The 16,604-nt window shown below is 46.2% G+C and carries 15 protein-coding genes; 1 reads left to right on the plus strand and 14 read right to left on the minus strand.

Going from position 1 to position 16,604, the window contains the following annotated elements; genetic code table 11:
• Nucleotide 1 precedes the first annotated feature (1 nt).
• The 14 genes from pstB to P8F77_RS13635 form a co-directional block, all read right to left on the minus strand.
• Nucleotides 2-754: a phosphate ABC transporter ATP-binding protein PstB gene (gene pstB / locus P8F77_RS13570; protein WP_270430267.1), complete on the minus strand. Its 753-nt coding sequence runs from the start codon at nucleotides 752-754 to the stop codon at nucleotides 2-4.
• A gap of 3 nt (nucleotides 755-757) precedes the next feature.
• The gene (pstA, locus tag P8F77_RS13575; protein ID WP_287517301.1) at nucleotides 758-1,657 is read right to left on the minus strand and encodes a phosphate ABC transporter permease PstA; all 900 of its coding nucleotides are present in this window, start codon (nucleotides 1,655-1,657) and stop codon (nucleotides 758-760) included.
• Nucleotides 1,657-2,508 (minus strand): phosphate ABC transporter permease subunit PstC, encoded by an 852-nt coding sequence (pstC, locus tag P8F77_RS13580; protein ID WP_287517300.1) that lies wholly within the window; start codon nucleotides 2,506-2,508, stop codon nucleotides 1,657-1,659. The genes pstA and pstC overlap by 1 nt, the downstream gene beginning before the upstream one ends.
• A gap of 40 nt (nucleotides 2,509-2,548) precedes the next feature.
• Entirely contained in the window at nucleotides 2,549-3,439 is an 891-nt protein-coding gene (locus P8F77_RS13585) for a substrate-binding domain-containing protein (RefSeq protein WP_024726785.1), read from the minus strand.
• Between the two features lie 363 nt (nucleotides 3,440-3,802).
• Nucleotides 3,803-4,981 carry a hypothetical protein gene (locus P8F77_RS13590; protein ID WP_024726784.1) on the minus strand — a complete coding sequence of 393 codons (1,179 nt, stop codon included), beginning with the start codon at nucleotides 4,979-4,981 and terminating at the stop codon, nucleotides 3,803-3,805.
• Between the two features lie 107 nt (nucleotides 4,982-5,088).
• Nucleotides 5,089-6,357 carry a dihydroorotase gene (locus P8F77_RS13595; RefSeq protein ID WP_024726783.1) on the minus strand — a complete coding sequence of 423 codons (1,269 nt, stop codon included), beginning with the start codon at nucleotides 6,355-6,357 and terminating at the stop codon, nucleotides 5,089-5,091.
• A 138-nt stretch (nucleotides 6,358-6,495) separates the two neighbouring features.
• On the minus strand, nucleotides 6,496-6,939 hold the full coding sequence (locus tag P8F77_RS13600) for a hypothetical protein (protein ID WP_006568076.1): 444 nt from the start codon (nucleotides 6,937-6,939) through the stop codon (nucleotides 6,496-6,498).
• A gap of 99 nt (nucleotides 6,940-7,038) precedes the next feature.
• On the minus strand, nucleotides 7,039-7,260 hold the full coding sequence (locus P8F77_RS13605) for a hypothetical protein (RefSeq protein WP_287517299.1): 222 nt from the start codon (nucleotides 7,258-7,260) through the stop codon (nucleotides 7,039-7,041).
• Nucleotides 7,257-7,571 (minus strand): sigma 54-interacting transcriptional regulator, encoded by a 315-nt coding sequence (locus P8F77_RS13610; RefSeq protein WP_287517298.1) that lies wholly within the window; start codon nucleotides 7,569-7,571, stop codon nucleotides 7,257-7,259. The genes P8F77_RS13605 and P8F77_RS13610 overlap by 4 nt, the downstream gene beginning before the upstream one ends.
• A 327-nt stretch (nucleotides 7,572-7,898) precedes the next feature.
• Nucleotides 7,899-9,290, minus strand: a complete 1,392-nt coding sequence (locus P8F77_RS13615; RefSeq protein WP_024726781.1) for a glycine--tRNA ligase — start codon at nucleotides 9,288-9,290, stop codon at nucleotides 7,899-7,901.
• Nucleotides 9,291-9,380: 90 nt separating this feature from the next.
• Nucleotides 9,381-10,121, minus strand: coding sequence for a DNA repair protein RecO (gene recO, locus P8F77_RS13620; RefSeq protein WP_287517297.1), 741 nt, complete (start codon nucleotides 10,119-10,121; stop codon nucleotides 9,381-9,383).
• Nucleotide 10,122: 1 nt separating this feature from the next.
• Nucleotides 10,123-11,028, minus strand: coding sequence for a GTPase Era (era, locus tag P8F77_RS13625; protein ID WP_024726779.1), 906 nt, complete (start codon nucleotides 11,026-11,028; stop codon nucleotides 10,123-10,125).
• A gap of 11 nt (nucleotides 11,029-11,039) precedes the next feature.
• Nucleotides 11,040-13,940, minus strand: a complete 2,901-nt coding sequence (locus tag P8F77_RS13630; RefSeq protein WP_287517296.1) for an insulinase family protein — start codon at nucleotides 13,938-13,940, stop codon at nucleotides 11,040-11,042.
• A gap of 102 nt (nucleotides 13,941-14,042) precedes the next feature.
• Entirely contained in the window at nucleotides 14,043-14,951 is a 909-nt protein-coding gene (locus P8F77_RS13635; RefSeq protein WP_270430258.1) for a DMT family transporter, read from the minus strand.
• 169 nt (nucleotides 14,952-15,120) lie between these two features.
• Between P8F77_RS13635 and P8F77_RS13640 the strand changes: the two genes are divergently transcribed.
• Entirely contained in the window at nucleotides 15,121-16,593 is a 1,473-nt protein-coding gene (locus P8F77_RS13640; protein WP_270430257.1) for a putative DNA modification/repair radical SAM protein, read from the plus strand.
• Nucleotides 16,594-16,604: the final 11 nt, after the last annotated feature.

The following is a 16,604-nucleotide window of genomic DNA, read 5'->3' on the forward strand; positions in this document are numbered from 1 at the left end:
ATCAACCAAACCTTCCTGTAATATAGTCTTCTGTTCTTTGATCTTTCGGCATGGAAAACAGTTTATCGGACTTTCCATACTCTACGACTTCCCCTAAGAGGAAAAATGCGGTCTTATCGGAAATACGGACGGCCTGCTGCATATTATGGGTCACCATAATGATAGTATACTTGGATTTCAGCTCTGCCGCAAGGTCCTCGATCTTTGAGGTAGAAATCGGGTCCAGCGCAGACGTCGGCTCATCCATCAAGAGCACTTCCGGCTCCACTGCCAGAGCCCTGGCGATGCAGAGTCTCTGCTGCTGGCCTCCCGAAAGGCCCATGGCACTTTTTTTCAGACGGTCCTTCAGTTCATCCCAGATTGCTGCGTTTCTCAGAGATTTCTCCACGATCTCATCCAACTGCGCTTTGTTCCTGACTCCATGGGTCCTCGGCCCATAGGCTACATTGTCATAGACACTCATAGGAAACGGATTCGGCTTCTGAAACACCATGCCTACCCGTTTTCTGAGCAGATTAATGTCCATATCTCCATAAATATCTTCTCCGTCCAGAGTGACTTTTCCTGTGATCTTACATCCCTCCACCAGGTCATTCATACGGTTTAAAGATTTTAAAAGTGTAGATTTTCCACAGCCGGACGGACCGATAAATGCCGTGATCTCATTCGGGGAAATATCCAGATTAATCGCTTTGAGTGCTTTAAAATCCCCGTAATATAAATCCAGATTCTGTACTTTAATTTTAGATTCCATGTTCTATCCTTTCGTTATCCGCTTGGCAATAAATGTCGACACCGCGTTGATGATGATCACTACGACCAGCAGGACCACCGCCGTGGCATAAGACTGATTAATATGCAGACCTTCGCTGGAGAGGGCATACATATGGACCGACAATGTTCTCCCGGAACCCATTACGTTGGATGGGATCTCCGCCACTGTTCCGGCCGTATACATCAGTGCCGCCGTCTCTCCCACGATTCTTCCCACTGCCAATATTACTCCCGACAAAATGCCTGGCACTGCAGACGGAAGCACGATCTGAAAGACAGTTCTCAATTTCCCCGCTCCAAGCCCGAAGCTTCCTTCCCTGAAAGAATCCGGGACAGATTTTAATGCCTCCTCGCTGGTTCTCATCACAGCCGGCAGAATCATAATCGCCAGTGTTGCAGCTCCCGATAAAATGGACAGTCCCCATTTTAATGTGGTCACAAAGAACAGCATACCAAACAGTCCATATACAATGGATGGAATTCCTGAAAGAGTTTCCGCAGTAATCCTGACGATCCCCACAAGCCGGTTTCCTTTTTTGGCATATTCCACAAGATAGACTGCAGAAAAGATTCCCAGCGGCACTGCAAATAAAAGTGCAAGCGCTGTCATGCTGACCGTGTTGACCATAGCCGGAAAAAGCGATACATTGGTGGATGTATATTTTAAAGAAAACAGATCTTTTGTAAGATACGGAACCCCGTGTACCAGAATATATCCGATCAGATAGATCAAAATTCCCGCCGTAAAGACCGTGGATATCAACACGAGCAGATACAGAAGCAGAGAGAGCGGAGTTCTTTTGTATGAAGAAAATCTCTGTTTCGTTGTGACCTTGTTAACCTGTTTTATGTAGTTTAATGGCTTTGCCGTCATCGCCTCCATCAGAATTCCTCCTTATGTTTTAATGCGGAAAAAGAAAGGTTGATCAGCAGGATAAAAACAAACAGCACCACAGCCGTAGCGATCAGCGCTTCCCTGTGCAGATCCGTGGCATAACCCATTTCCAAAACGATATTCGCCGTCAGTGTCCTGACTCCCTTATAAAGTTCCATCGGCATCCTGGCCTGGTTTCCCGCAACCATGACAACCGCCATGGTCTCTCCTATGGCTCTTCCGATCCCTAACACGACACCTGCCAGAATACCGGATTTACCCGCCGGCAGCACTGTAAAAAACACACTTCTCTCGTGACTCGCCCCCAGGGCCAGTGAACCTTCGTAATAGCTGTCCGGCACTGCACGGATGGCACTCTCAGAAACACCGATAATCGTCGGCAGAATCATGATCCCTAAAAGCAGTGACGCCGTAAGAATACTGTTTCCGTTGCCACCGAAAATATTTCTGACCATTGGTACCAAAACGACCATACCGAAGAAACCATAAACCACAGATGGAATACCTGCTAAAAGATCCACTGCCGGCTTTAATATTTTATAAAGCTTCCCGCTGCAGAACTTTGCCATGAAGACCGCCGTAAATATTCCGATGGGAACACCTACGATGATGGCTCCCGCCGTGATATAAAGGCTTCCCAGGATCATTGGGAAGATGCCAAAGAATCCATTCTTTGGCATCCATCGCTCTCCGGCCAGAAAGTTTGCCGGTCCGATCTCCCCAATAGCGGGTAAGCCGTTCATAAACAGGAATGCACATATCAGTATGACTGCCAGTATGGAAGTACAGGCTGCGGTCAGAAATACACCTTTCATGATCTTTTCTTTGTACTGTTTCATCTTTATTTCCCCACTATCTCTCTTTTTGCATCATATGGCCTTATTTCACATCGTCCCAGGAAATCACTTCACCTGTAAAAATACCTTTTATCTGGTCACTTTTAAGCTCGGATACATCGTTTTTCTTGTTTACGATCACTGCAATACCATCCTGTGCTATGACTGTCGGCTTTACGCCCTTTTTCACTTCACTGTCGGCAAGTTCTCTGGATGCCATCCCGATGTCGCAGACTCCGTCAACTGTGGAAGTCACTCCTGTTGTAGAATCACTCTGCTGAACTTCGATCTTTACATCTTTGTTAAGTGACGTATAAGCTTCTTTTAACTTTTCCATGACCGGGGTAACAGATGATGATCCTGCCACGACGATCTTGCCTTTTGCCCCGGAGGCTTTGTATGACGCAGCTTTGTCATCGACCGTAATATAACCGTTGTCCGCAACTACTTTCTGACCTTCTTTGCTCATAATAAACTTGATAAAATCTTTAGCCTGGGAATTCAGTTTCTTCTCATTTGTCACAATGTTGAACGGACGCACGATCTTATAAGTCTTATTTTTTACGTTTTCTGTACTCGGCTCTGCTCCGTCAATCTTCAGAGCCTTCACTGTATCATTTAAGGACCCTAAAGATATGTAGCCGATCGCCGCCTCATTTTCAGCTATGGTCGTCATCATAACGGAAGTGGAATTGGTGATCATTGCTTCCGTTGTCGTGTTATCTATCTTATTTCCGTCACTATCTTTTTCTTCTATTCCAAATAACTCAATAAACGCTCCTCTTGTCCCAGACCCGTCTTCTCTGGATACAACGGTGATATCTTCTCCTGCTGCTTTTTTACCTTCGTCTTTGCCTCCGCAGCCTGCCAGTAAAGTTGTCGCTGCCACTGCTGTCAGTAGAACACTTAAAATTCTTTTCCTCATCTTTCTCATAATAATCTCCTTTTGGCTTTTCATCGCTACAAGTCATATCTTACTCGTCCAATGTAAAATTCAAAAGACAGGTTATGTTAAATCTGAGTAAAACTTCACAGAATACTTATCGGTATTTTACTTTTGTGAAGAAAACAAAGTGGGCAAACCCACTTCAGCTCCCCAACACCTCAATCTTTGAGGTCTTGACAACTTTGCGTGCCAGATGCGATTTGCAAAAGACAAATGATTTCCTCACGCATCTGTGCACAACCCGCGGAGCGTTTTTGTTTCATAGGGAAGGTCAAAGAACTTTCCTCTGAAACAAAAAAAGAACCTATGCATCAACACATAGATTCTTCCTTTTTACTTCTCATTCTCAGATCAATACTGATACAGCCAGTAAGACCCGTTTGCCTGTTTTCCTGATTTCATGACCTTTATATAATAGGTACCTTTGCTGCTCTTAAAACTAAATGTTTTAACCTTTTCTCCCGATAAAGACAGGGATTTTACAGGCTTTTTCCTGCCTTTTTTGTAAACGGTAAACCTGATCTTTCCGGAGTTCATATAAGTTTCTGCTTCCATAAATATCTTTTTCCGCTTCTTCGGAACTGAAATTCGGTACCATCTGGACGCTTTTTCTGTCACTGTATACAAATCATACTGTTCCCGAAATCTTTTTAACGTCTTCGCTTTCTTTTTCTTCGTCTTATACTTTGCCGGGATAAATGTCTTGATCACACAGAGCGAATATCCCTGTTCTGTACCTGCTCTTGCTGCAATCCGGTAGGTTCCCTTCTTCAGTCCATAGACAACCGTGCCTGTATCACTGGTAAAATAAGACTTCTGCTGCCGTCCGATATTTTTCCAGCGTCGGCCTTCTCTTCTCTGGACGTAAAATACAACCGGAGTTTTCTGTTTCACGATCGGGGATGCCGTGATATCAGCAGTTCCCCGTTTTCCCATGGTAAAGGAGTGATATGTATATCTTCCCTGCCCGCTCTGAATGTAGGATATCTCATTGGATAGCTTACGCGGGTTATCTTTGATGACAAACGGTGCGATAAAAACCGTGGTAAAGTCTTTCGGCAGCCTCACATAATAGGTTCCCGGTTCTGCCTTAAGTTTCACGGCCCCGTCCGGTATCCGCTGCCCTGCAGGCCTCTTCTGCCTATCCAGGAGAGACGGCATCTGTGCGTTGTCTTCCTCCTGAAAAGATACAAGGATCAGACTTCCCTCTTCCTTCACCCTGAGTTCGACCAGCCTGTCGCTGTGGTCTCTCAGATAAGACTGGGTAAAAGTATACATGCCGTCTCCGTACATCATATACATGGAAGCCTCGTTCATGCTGGTGAACCGGCCCGCTTCCATGATATCCTTATCCATCCCGGAAGCTTTGGCGCCTTTGCCTCCCCGTACATCGGAACCCATGCGGCCTATTGACACGTTGGCTGCATTCTTCCTGTCACCGGCTGAAACAGAAATCGGAAAACCAATGAGCCGGGCACCTAAAACAACGGATAAAATGATACTGGTAAAACAGATACTGCATCTTTTCATAAGACACACCTCCTCCGTAACTGCCCTGTGGAAGCGGCTTAACCTAAATATTATGTCTTAATTATATCATGCAGATATCTCAGAAATATGACATTCTCATGAAGTTTTTAATCCCCGGAAATGTTGTAAACAGCGCCTCTGCAAATAGTATAATAAATTTTCCCGTAGAGCTTCCAGCCTTTAAACGGTGAGTTTGAGGCCTTGGAATAAAACTTCTCTACAATATACTCCTCGTCCTCCCTGAACAGAACCAAATCTGCCGGTTTGCCCTCCTGTATCCTTCCCTGTTCCAGGTGATAAAGCTTTGCGGGATTAACCGTCATTTTTTCCAGGAGTTCCATCAAAGTGAGGTGTCCTTCCTTTACCAGTTTTGTAATTCCAAGTCCCAGAGAAGTTTCCAGTCCGGTAATACCGCTCGGTGCCTTTGCAAGGCCTGCTGCCTTTTCTTCCTCAGAGTGAGGCGCATGGTCTGTGGCGATGATCTCTATAGTGCCTTCCTTCAGTCCCTCGATGATCCTCTCCCTGTCTTTTTCCGTCCTGAGAGGCGGATTCATCTTGGCCAGGGAACCGTAGATGAGAACGTCCTCTTCCGTCAAAGTAAAATGATGGGGCGACGCCTCCGCCGTCACACGAGCGCCTTTTGCCCTGGCATCTCTCACGAAATCAACGGCTTTGGCAGAACTGATATGCTGTATATCCACAGATGCCCCGGTCTCCAGCGCCAGCCGGCAGTCTCTTTCCACCATCACCGACTCCGCTTCATCGGAAGCCCCTCCGTACTCAAGCTGTTCGGCAACCTTTCCGGCATTGACTCCCGGACGCTTAATATATTTCGGATCTTCCTCGTGAAGGCTGACCGGAACATCAAGTTTTGCCGCAGTCTCCATAGCCTTGCGGACGATCTCTTCATCCATGAGCGGAAGACCGTCATCTGTAAATCCCAGTGCCCCGTGGGCTTTCAGCTCTTCCATGTCCACGAGTTCTTTCCCTTTAAAACCTTTGGATACCGCCGCAGTCTGGACAAGCCGGATCGGCAGCTTCTGTGCCCGTTTCAAAATGTCATCCAGTATCTCTGTACTGTCCACCACAGGCTTTGTATTTGCCATACAAACCACTGTGGTGACACCTCCGTGAAGGGCCGCCCGGCTTCCTGTCTGCATATCTTCTTTGTGTGTAAATCCAGGGTCTCTGAAATGCACATGGACATCGATCAGACCAGGAGCCACGACCATGCCTTCTGCGTCTATGATCTGTTCATAATTAGCTGTTTCTGTATTTCCTATACTTTTAATCTTTCCATCGGAAAGAACAAGATCGGTCACTTTATCAAATCCGGTTTCCGGGTCCATGACTCTTCCGTTTTTAATTAAAATCATATAATCTCCTCCTGCTGATTTTATTTTATCATAACATATGTGCCTGAATACGGGCAACAAAACAAAGCACAGAGAAATACTGCCCGGCCGGCTAAAAAGCTTTTCCTCTGTGCTTCGTATAAAACTTTGGTATCTTATTTAGTTCAACTGGTCCTTTACCGCCTCCAGTGCGTTTTCCACATCTTCCTCGGTAATCTTCTGAGCCGATTTTACCTTTACTACATAGTTCTTATTTTTCACTGTGATTCCGCCGATGGCCTCATATGCAGTCTCATCGTTGATCTGTTTGATCACCGGGATAAACTCACTGTCTTTGGCAGATAAAGCCTCACCGATCTCGTAGGTATGTCCCTTCTCCTCCAGCGCCATGATCTCCTCTGAGATATGTTCGTCAATATCTTCTTCCAGAATCTCTTTGGATGTTCCCTCGCACTGTTTGTATTGGACACTCATATTCTGAACAAAAATGCTGTCATCCGCAGCTTTTGTATTCATCCTTCCCTTTACAAAAAAGCATCCGCCCACTGCAAGGACGATCCCCACTGCAGCCAAAAACTTTTTATTAAATACCAATTTCCTCATAGTTTCTCCCTTCCTGTTGCCTGATATGATTTAGTATACCAGAAAAGTATGATAAAACTATGCAGAAAATATTACAAATTTCTTAGGATAATAAAAAGATCACAATTTCTCTATATATTGCTTTCGTTTTATTACAAAGATAGGCGCTGTCATTCCAAGGCTCGCTGCGGCTTCTCTGACGCTGCCATAAGTCTTAAGATCAATATGCGGATTTCTGTCCCTTTTTACCCTTCTTTTTTCTCTCAGATCCACCGGTATGCTTTCCGGCCCGATCAGGTCCTCACTGCTGATGATCACCGCTCTCTCCACCAGGTTTTTCAATTTCTGATGTTTCCGGGCCGGCGGTACTCTTTCAAGAGTTCCAGTGTCTCGAAAGAAAAGGATTTCTTGAAACCATACTTTTTGTTCAGTTTCCCAAGAAACAGCAGTGCCAGGGATTCAATATCTTTCCTGCGCTCTCTGAGGGGCGGTATATGGATTGGAAACACTATAAGACGATAATATAAATCTTCCCGGAAACTTTTCTGCTTCACCATCTCTTCCAGATTCCGGTTTGTGGCGGCCCCGGCAAAGGCGCCGTGACCCGCGGCCTTGCGCAACTCCGGGAACACTTTAGCCTGACTGCATCTCAAATTATAAATTCATCCTCCCTGATTTGTCTGCACCAAAAAATACACAAAGCCGAATTTATGGCACTCTATTCTGATGTCAGACTCTTTATGAAACAGGACGAGACTATTCTTATGAACATATCTATAAGGGAATAAGGATCGATACTCACCATGATAACAGGATCATAAAGAGTCTGCTCAGAAAAAACGGATTTTCCTATTGCGGGATCATTTATCTGGAAGAAAGCAGTGAACGACTGGCATATTAAAAAGCTTTGTAATTCAAGGACTTTCCTAAGAAATAAAAAACCGGCCGGATAACTGCCCGGCCGGTTCAAACGTTAGATTTTAATAGTCAAACTTCTTTTCAAAATATTCTTTCAGATCTTCGATCTTCACCCGTTCCTGTTCCATAGTGTCACGGTCTCTGACGGTCACAGCGCCGTCTTCTTCAGAGTCGAAATCATATGTCACACAGAACGGTGTACCGATCTCATCCTGTCTTCTGTATCTCTTTCCGATATTTCCGCGCTCATCATACTCACAGTTGTAGTATTTTGCAAGCATCTCATAAACCTTGCCTGCCCCTCCGCTCAATTTCTTGGATAACGGAAGCACTCCGATCTTCACCGGTGCAATAGCCGGGTGGAAATGAAGGACGGTACGTTTATCTCCGCCTTCCAGTTCTTCTTCGTCATAAGCGGCGCATAAGAACGCAAGAGTCACACGGTCGGCTCCAAGAGACGGCTCGATTACATATGGAATGTAGCGCTCTTTCTTTTCATCGTCAAAGTAGGTCAAATCTTCCCCTGAAGTATTCTGATGCTGTGTCAGGTCATAGTCTGTACGGTCCGCTATGCCCCACAGCTCTCCCCATCCGAATGGGAATAAAAATTCGATATCTGAAGTTGCCTTGGAGTAGAAAGACAGTTCTTCTTTTCCATGGTCACGGACTCTCATCTGATCATCGGTGATGCCAAGTGTCTTTAACCAGTTAATGCAGAATTCTTTCCAGTAAGCAAACCATTCAAGATCTGTATCCGGCTCGCAGAAAAATTCCAGCTCCATTTGTTCAAACTCTCTTGTACGGAATGTAAAGTTTCCGGGAGTAATCTCATTTCTGAAAGATTTCCCTACCTGTCCGATGCCGAACGGGATCTTCTTTCTGGATGTCCTCTGCACATTTTTGAAGTTTACGAAAATACCCTGAGCCGTCTCGGGACGCAGGTAAACTGTATTTTTCGCATCCTCGGTCACACCCTGGAACGTCTTAAACATCAGGTTGAATTCACGGATATCCGTAAAATTCTTCTTGCCGCAGGACGGGCATACGATGTCGTGATCATTGATAAAATCCACCATCTCTTCTTTGGTCCATCCATCCACAGAGCCGCCCTCAATCTCCATGCCGTGTTCATCCATATAATCTTCGATAATCTTATCTGCGCGGAAACGTTCGTGGCACTCTTTACAGTCCATCAGAGGGTCAGAAAACCCGCCGAGATGTCCGGAAGCAACCCAGGTCTGGGGATTCATCAGGATGGCGCAGTCCACACCTACATTGTACGGGCTTTCCTGAATAAATTTCTTCCACCATGCTTTCTTCACATTGTTTTTAAGCTCCACGCCAAGATTTCCGTAATCCCATGTATTTGCCAATCCGCCGTAAATCTCAGATCCGCTGTACACAAAACCTCTGGCCTTTGCTAAATTTACGATTTTCTCCATTGTTAATTCCATATTGTTTCTACCTCACCGTTTCTTCATTTCCTATAATCTGTTCTATTGTAGCGTGTAACCCCTCTTTTTTCAAGAGATATGCTAAAAAAGTCAAAGCAGTTCCAAAAAATCCAGCGACTTGAAATGATGGCTGACATACTGTTTTAAAAATGACTCGCTGACAGACTCAAGTTCCTTCAGAACTTCCTTCGAAACTCTGAACGTATACAGCTTCTCCGGGGGACTGCTTAAAATAAACTGAAGCGTATATACCGCAGATCCGGATATATGTACCGCTCTTCCTCCGGATTTCCTGCAGTTTGAGCAGAGAATCCCTCCCGCACCGCTGTCAAAGTAACTGAGCTCCTCTATGCTGCCGCACTGTGTACAGCAAAAGACTTCCATTCCCTGTCCGTAGAGAGCCATGAGTTTTATCTCGTACACCCTGCGTATGAGCTTCGGATCTATGGTCTTTTTTTCAAGCGCCCTGAGACTCAGGTAAAGGAGTTTCAGGATCTCTTTTTCATCATTGTTTTCCCTTGTAAGATAAGATGCAAATTCACAAAAATAACTGCCGTAGGAAACCAAAAGAAGATCTTCCTTGACGCCCTCAAAATAATGGCCTACATCTGCCCACATGAGATTAAAGGAGCTTCTTCCTTCATACAGGGAAAACTCTCCGAATGTCAACGGCTGACAGGCCGCGGCATATGGACTGGTGGCTTTTTTCGCCCCTCTTGCAAACGCCGTGATCCTTCCCCGCTCTTTTGTGAGAAGCGTGACTCTCTTATCAAATTCTCCGATATTTCCGGCGTTCAATACCAGACCGGTTACTTTGATCTCCTGACCCATTTTATACTTCTTTCTTGTTGTACCCGTAGTTTTTGAGAAGCATGTCACTGTCACGCCAGTCCTTTTTGACTTTCACCCAGAGCTGAAGATTCACTTTGATATCCAAAAGGTTTTCCATCTCTATCCGTGCCTGGCTACCTATCTTCTTTAACATACTGCCCTGTTTTCCGATGATGATTCCTTTATGGGAATCTCTCTCGCACACGATCGTCGCATCGATATCAATGATATGTCCGTGCCTTCTCTCTTTCATGGAATCAATGACTACCGCAATCCCATGGGGAATTTCCTGGTCCAGAAGACGCAGTGCCTTTTCTCTGATCAGCTCCGCACAGATCTGCCGCTCCGGCTGGTCCGTGACCGTATCTTCGTCAAAAAACATCGGCCCCTCCGGAAGGTATTTAAAAATACTGTCTATGACATCGTCCGTGTTCTGTCCCTTCAGTGCGGAAACCGGTATGATCTCTGCAAACTCACATACGTCTTTGTATGTGGTGATCGCTTTCAAAATCTCCTCGTCTTTCACCGTGTCTGTCTTGTTGATCACCAGGATAACCGGGGTCTTTACTTTGCCCAGCTGTTCAATGATATAGCGCTCTCCGCCTCCGATAAAGGTGGTCGGCTCCACCAGCCATAAAATAAGATCCACTTCGTTAAGAGTCCTCTCGGCGACTTTCAGCATATAGTCGCCGAGCTTGTTCTTTGCCCTGTTGATCCCCGGAGTATCCAAAAATACAATCTGCCCCCTGTCGTCGGTGAATACTGTCTGGATTCTGTTCCTGGTTGTCTGGGGCTTTTTCGAGGTAATCGCGATCTTTTGTCCGATCAGTTGGTTCATCAGAGTAGATTTCCCCACATTTGGCCTGCCGATCAGTGTCACAAATCCCGATTTCATTCCTGTGTTCATAAAATTCCTTCCTAAAATACGTGTTTGATTTCTTTAAATTTATCCTTAGCTTCTCTCAGTTTATCTTCATTTCCTATGGTGCAGTTATTTCCCGCATCCACTACACAGCGCACATACGGTGCCAGCGAACGGATCGTCTCCTGACTGCAGGACAGCACCTGGTCTCTGTACTTCTGAAGTTCTTCTTCTGTCCTTCCTAGAAGATAAGCCTGGAAGCTTCTCTCTCCCAGATCATCCGGCTCCAGCGGAGTATCCATGTTGCTGATCGTTCCGATGATATATTTTACCATGTCACGGTCATCGATATCGAAATGCTCCACAAAATCAGCCGCATTTTCGTAGACTTGGTAAGTCTCTAAGAGATTCGGGTCCCGATAGGATACAAACATACTGTCTCCCTGAGGCATGAAACTGCACATGCATCCGTAGGCTCCGCCCTTTACACGGATATTAAGCCAGAGATATTCATAGGAAAAGATTACCTGGAGAACATTTAAAGCTCCCGTATATTCATAACCCTGTTCTGCAAAATTTCCTGCGCATGCGACATACTGGACACCGCCGGCCGTAGCAAATCCTTCTTCCTTTTTCTCCGGCAGGATCTTTGTCTCCTCTTTGGCCAATTCGCCGGTAAACATGCGTGCTGTGAATTTACGCACCGCATCCTCCATAAAGGACGGTTCTTTTTCTTTTCCGGTGTAGCTCACCATCATATTTTCCTTTCGGAAAATATACCTGCATGCCTCTTTCATACTGTCTGTGATCCTGCTGCTCTCCTGTTCAAAGGATTCATACCAGTCTTTTACAAACTCAAACATGGAAACGCCCTGGATCTGCTCTTTATACCTTGCATAAGGAGAGAAATAGGACATGGCACGGTTGGATGCCGTTTTATGTCCGGCCTGGGTAAGATCCGTCTTCATATTGGTGTAGATCTGCCCGATGATCTCTTTCAGACGTTTCCTGTCGTCCAGTTTGCTCTCAAACAGGATCTCTTCCATAAGTTCAAATGCCTTTTCTGCATTTTCATAAAAACACTTTGTCCTGATGACAAAATAACTTTTCACTCCTTCGGCACCAGCCGGCAGAACGTCCATCGTCGTCACCATGCCTCCGGTCTCTATGCCGATCTCATTTCCGAGTTCAAAATAGCTGTGTTTTTGCGTATCTACGCTACGGAATACTTCTGACATGAGAGACACATAAGGCACAAGCCTTGCCGGGACCTTCGACATATCGAATACGATCTTCAGATAGCAGATGCCGTTTGTAAAATATGGATGCCATATGACCTTTACTCCGTCCACCGATACTTCTTCATTGCAGAGAGGCCGGATCTCTCTTTTAATATCTTTAATATCCAAAAGCGGAATCTTTTCAAGGTCCTCTTTCGGAGTCACCGCCTCCTGATATTCTTTCAGCTCTTTTGTAGCCTGAATAAGCTGCCTGATCTCTTCTTCTGAAAGACTTTCTTTGAATTCCTTCAGCTTCTGCGCCGTCTTCTGGTCCTTCCGGCTCTGAAGGCCCCTCTCCGGCTTCAGCACCACAATGGATTTATGTGTATTGGACAGAAGATAAGTTTCAATCAAATCCGTAAAATAACTTCCGTCCAGCTGTTTTCTCAAAAACTCAAACACATCGTTGGTCTTGATATGCATAAACGGCTCATGATCGTCATAGAGCCAGCTGTCATACATCTGAAGTCCATACATCAGTCCCTTTGGAAATCTGCCGAAATTAGCCTCTTTATACTGGAACTCATAATAATTCAGCGCGGATTCCAGGCTTCGTCTCTGAATCCCCTCTTTAGAAATCTTACGCAGGGTGTCCTCAATGATGCGCACAAAGTCTGCCTCTTTTGCCTCGTCTGCCTCCTGGGCCACCACAGAAAATACAGGCTGTTCGATGCCATTGTCGTAAGAACTGCTGATGTCCTTGCCGATCCCGGCTTCCATCAGAGCCTTTTTCACCGGCGCGCCCTGCATGGAGAACAGTGCCCTGTCAAGAATCTGGAATGCGATATACAGTTCTTTGTCAAGACTTGTTCCTATGACTGCGTTATAGGAGAGAAACGTTTTGTTCTGTATCTCATCCTGTTCGCTGACTGGATATACTGCCTCTACTCTCTTTACTTCTTTAAAAGCTTCCTGGGGCTTCCATGATGTGTCCACCTGCTTCTTTTCAAAATCAGACAGATAATGTTCGTCTATGAATGTCAGGTACTTTTCCGCATCCATATCCCCGTACAGATAAATATAGCTGTTGGACGGATGGTAATAAGTCCTGTGGAAATCCAAAAACTGCTCATAGCTGAGTTCAGGGATCGCTTCCGGGTCGCCTCCGGATTCAAACCCGTACGGAGTGTCGGAGAGCAGAGACTTCTGGATCAGACGCGCCAGCTGCTGGTCCGGGGATGAGAACACACCCTTCATTTCGTTGTAAACGACGCCGTTGTAGATCACGGGCGCATCTTCTGATTCGAGAGAGTGATGCCATCCCTCCTGTTTTAAGATTTCCGGTTTCGTATAGATATTCGGGTAAAATACTGCATCTAAATACACATGCATCAGGTTAAAAAAGTCTTTGTCATTGCAGCTTGCCACCGGATATACCGTTTTGTCAGAGTATGTCATTGCATTCAAAAATGTGTTAAGGGACCCCTTGACCAGTTCCACAAACGGGTCTTTTAATGGAAACTCCCTGGAGCCGCAGAGTACAGAGTGTTCCATGATATGAGGAACTCCGGTATCATCTTTTGGCGGTGTCTTAAATCCAATCTGGAATACCTTGTTGTCATCTTCGTTGGATATCACCACAACCCTGGCCCCTGTCTTTTTGTGACGGTACACATATCCGGTCCCATTCAGCTCTTTGATCTGTTCTTCTTTTACCAATTCATAATTCTTCATCATAGCCTCCGAAATTTGCTCCTTATTTTATATTTGATCCGCCGTGCGCACAGACGGAAAATTTTTCTCTGTTCATGATAAATTATACCACATTTGATAATTCTTTTATTCATCAACCTGTCTTCTCCAATAGAGACTGCGCCCGGGCTTTCTGCCCAAATCCGTCTCAGAGATCAAAATCGCCGTCATCACCAGCACAAAACCGATCAGGATCTTAACCGTCGCCTTTTCTCCATAAAAAATCACACTGAAGAGCACACCGAACACGGACTCCAGACTCAGGATCAGGGATGCGGAGGACGAACTCACCCGGCTCTGCCCCACACTCTGAAAGGTTACTGCCACAGCAGTACACATGATGACCAGATAAGCCAGGCTGCCTGCCTGTCCGGCCGTCCAATGAATGGTGCCGATTTCTTCGGTCAATATGGACAGTCCGGCTCCCCAGAGTCCTGCAAACAAAAACTGTACGATTGTGAGCAGTACCGGATCTTTCTGGCCGCTTTTCATACCAAGATATGTGATATGGAGGGAGAATAAAAGGCCTCCCGCCAGAGTCAGTCCGTCACCGATGCCAATGGTCAGATTTCCGTTCAGCGAAATCAGCCCGATCCCTGTGATACAGATCAGTGCGGCCAGGAAATTTTGTTTTGTAGGCTTTTTCTTCTGCCATATCCATGTGACGAAAGGTACTGCCACACAGTAAATAGCTGTTAAAAATGCATTCTTTCCGGGCGTCGTGTGATACAGTCCTTCTGTCTGGAACCAGTAAGCCCAAAACCAGAATCCTCCCAGCACAAATCCTGTCTTAAAGTAACTTTTATCTATCTTTCCGAGTTTCTTATGAAAAAAGATACACAAAAGCAATGCCCCCGCTAAAAATCTTATCCCCAGCAGAAAATTTTCCGGAACATTGGCAATGGTATTTTTCATAATAAAAAAGGAACTGCCCCATATCAGTGCAGAACCGAACAACGCTGCCTTGCCGAGAATCGTTTTATTTTTATGATTCATACAACCCCCTCATCCTTCTGTACTGTTTTTCCGTTAAGTATAATGATACCATTTATCAGCGTATTGCCGCAACTGCTTTTCATTCGAACTTTTGTTCTTTTCCTCCTTGCTTTTCGTATGACGCTGTGCTAGAATAAAAGAACAAACATTCGATATCGTGAGGTGAATTATGGAAACTTTCAGCCCTTCCCTGTCATTGCAGGAGAAGTTAACAATTCTTGCAGATGCAGCCAAGTACGACGTAGCCTGCACGTCCAGCGGAGCCGACCGCAGAGGTGAAAAGGGAAAACTGGGCAACGGAGTGGCCGCAGGCATCTGCCACAGCTTTGCATCCGACGGCCGCTGTGTCTCCCTTTTAAAGATACTTCAGAGTAATGAATGTATCTACGACTGCAAGTACTGCTTAAACCGCTCATCCAACGACCGGGTGCGCACCACGTTTACCCCTGAGGAAGTCTGCCGCTTAGTCATAGAGTTTTACCGCCGCAACTACATCGAAGGGCTGTTTTTAAGCTCCGGTGTGGTAAAGAGCCCTTCCTATACGATGGAGCTCATGTGCCGGACACTGTCTATGTTAAGAAACCAGTATCATTTCAACGGCTACATCCATGTGAAAGCCATCCCCGGTGCGCCGGAAGAACTGCTGGAAACCCTCGGGTATCTCGCGGACCGCGTCAGCATTAATCTGGAACTGCCCACGCCGGAAGGATTAAAAGATCTGGCTCCTCACAAGACACAGAAAACGATCTTAAAGCCCATGGAGCAGATCCGCTCCGGCATCGCAGACCATCGTCTGTCCATCGGCAAGGACCCTATGATGGAACGCTTTGGCGGCAACCGCAATTTAAAGCACACGATCTTCGACGATGTCCGGTCCGGCCGCATCGAGGAGCACAGACAGCTGGCATCGAACTCTTTCCTGCCGCCCGGTGGGGACAAGCCCGCACCGTTTGTCCCCGCCGGGCAGAGCACTCAGATGATTGTCGGAGCCACCGCAGAGAATGACCTTCAGCTCCTTTCCGTTACCCAGCAGCTGTACCAGAAGTTTGATCTGAAACGTGTCTTCTTCTCAGCCTATGTCCCGCTCAATGAAGATTCCCGCCTTCCCTCCCTGGATACGGCGCCTCCGCTTCTCAGGGAACACCGGCTGTATCAGGCCGACTGGCTGTTAAGGTTTTACGGCTTTCACGCAGAGGAACTGCTGAGTACTGACAGGCCCAACTTCAATATCATGCTGGACCCCAAGTGCGACTGGGCACTGCGGCATCTGGAGCTTTTCCCTGTGGAGATCAACCGTGCAGGCTACGCGGAACTTTTAAGGGTTCCCGGCATCGGGACCAAATCCGCCTACCGTATTGTCAAGAGCCGCAGACAGCGCTCCCTGACATTTGAAAATCTAAAAAAGATCGGTGTCGTCCTGAAACGGGCAAAATACTTTATCACCTGTAACGGAAAGATGATGTTTCATATCCCAATCGAGGAGAACTTCATCACCCGCCAGCTGATCGGAGAGGATTACAAAAAGTCCTGGGAGATCGACCATCCCCAGACATATGAACAGCTGTCCCTGTTTGACGATCAGAATTTTTCATCGAGCCCCTCAGCCGAGGACACCTGTAAGTCTCTGAGCGGCCAGATATAAGTCCAGAGGCC

The sequence above is a fragment of the Anaerostipes sp. PC18 genome (genome assembly GCF_039789045.1).
Lineage (GTDB): Bacteria > Bacillota > Clostridia > Lachnospirales > Lachnospiraceae > Anaerostipes > Anaerostipes hominis.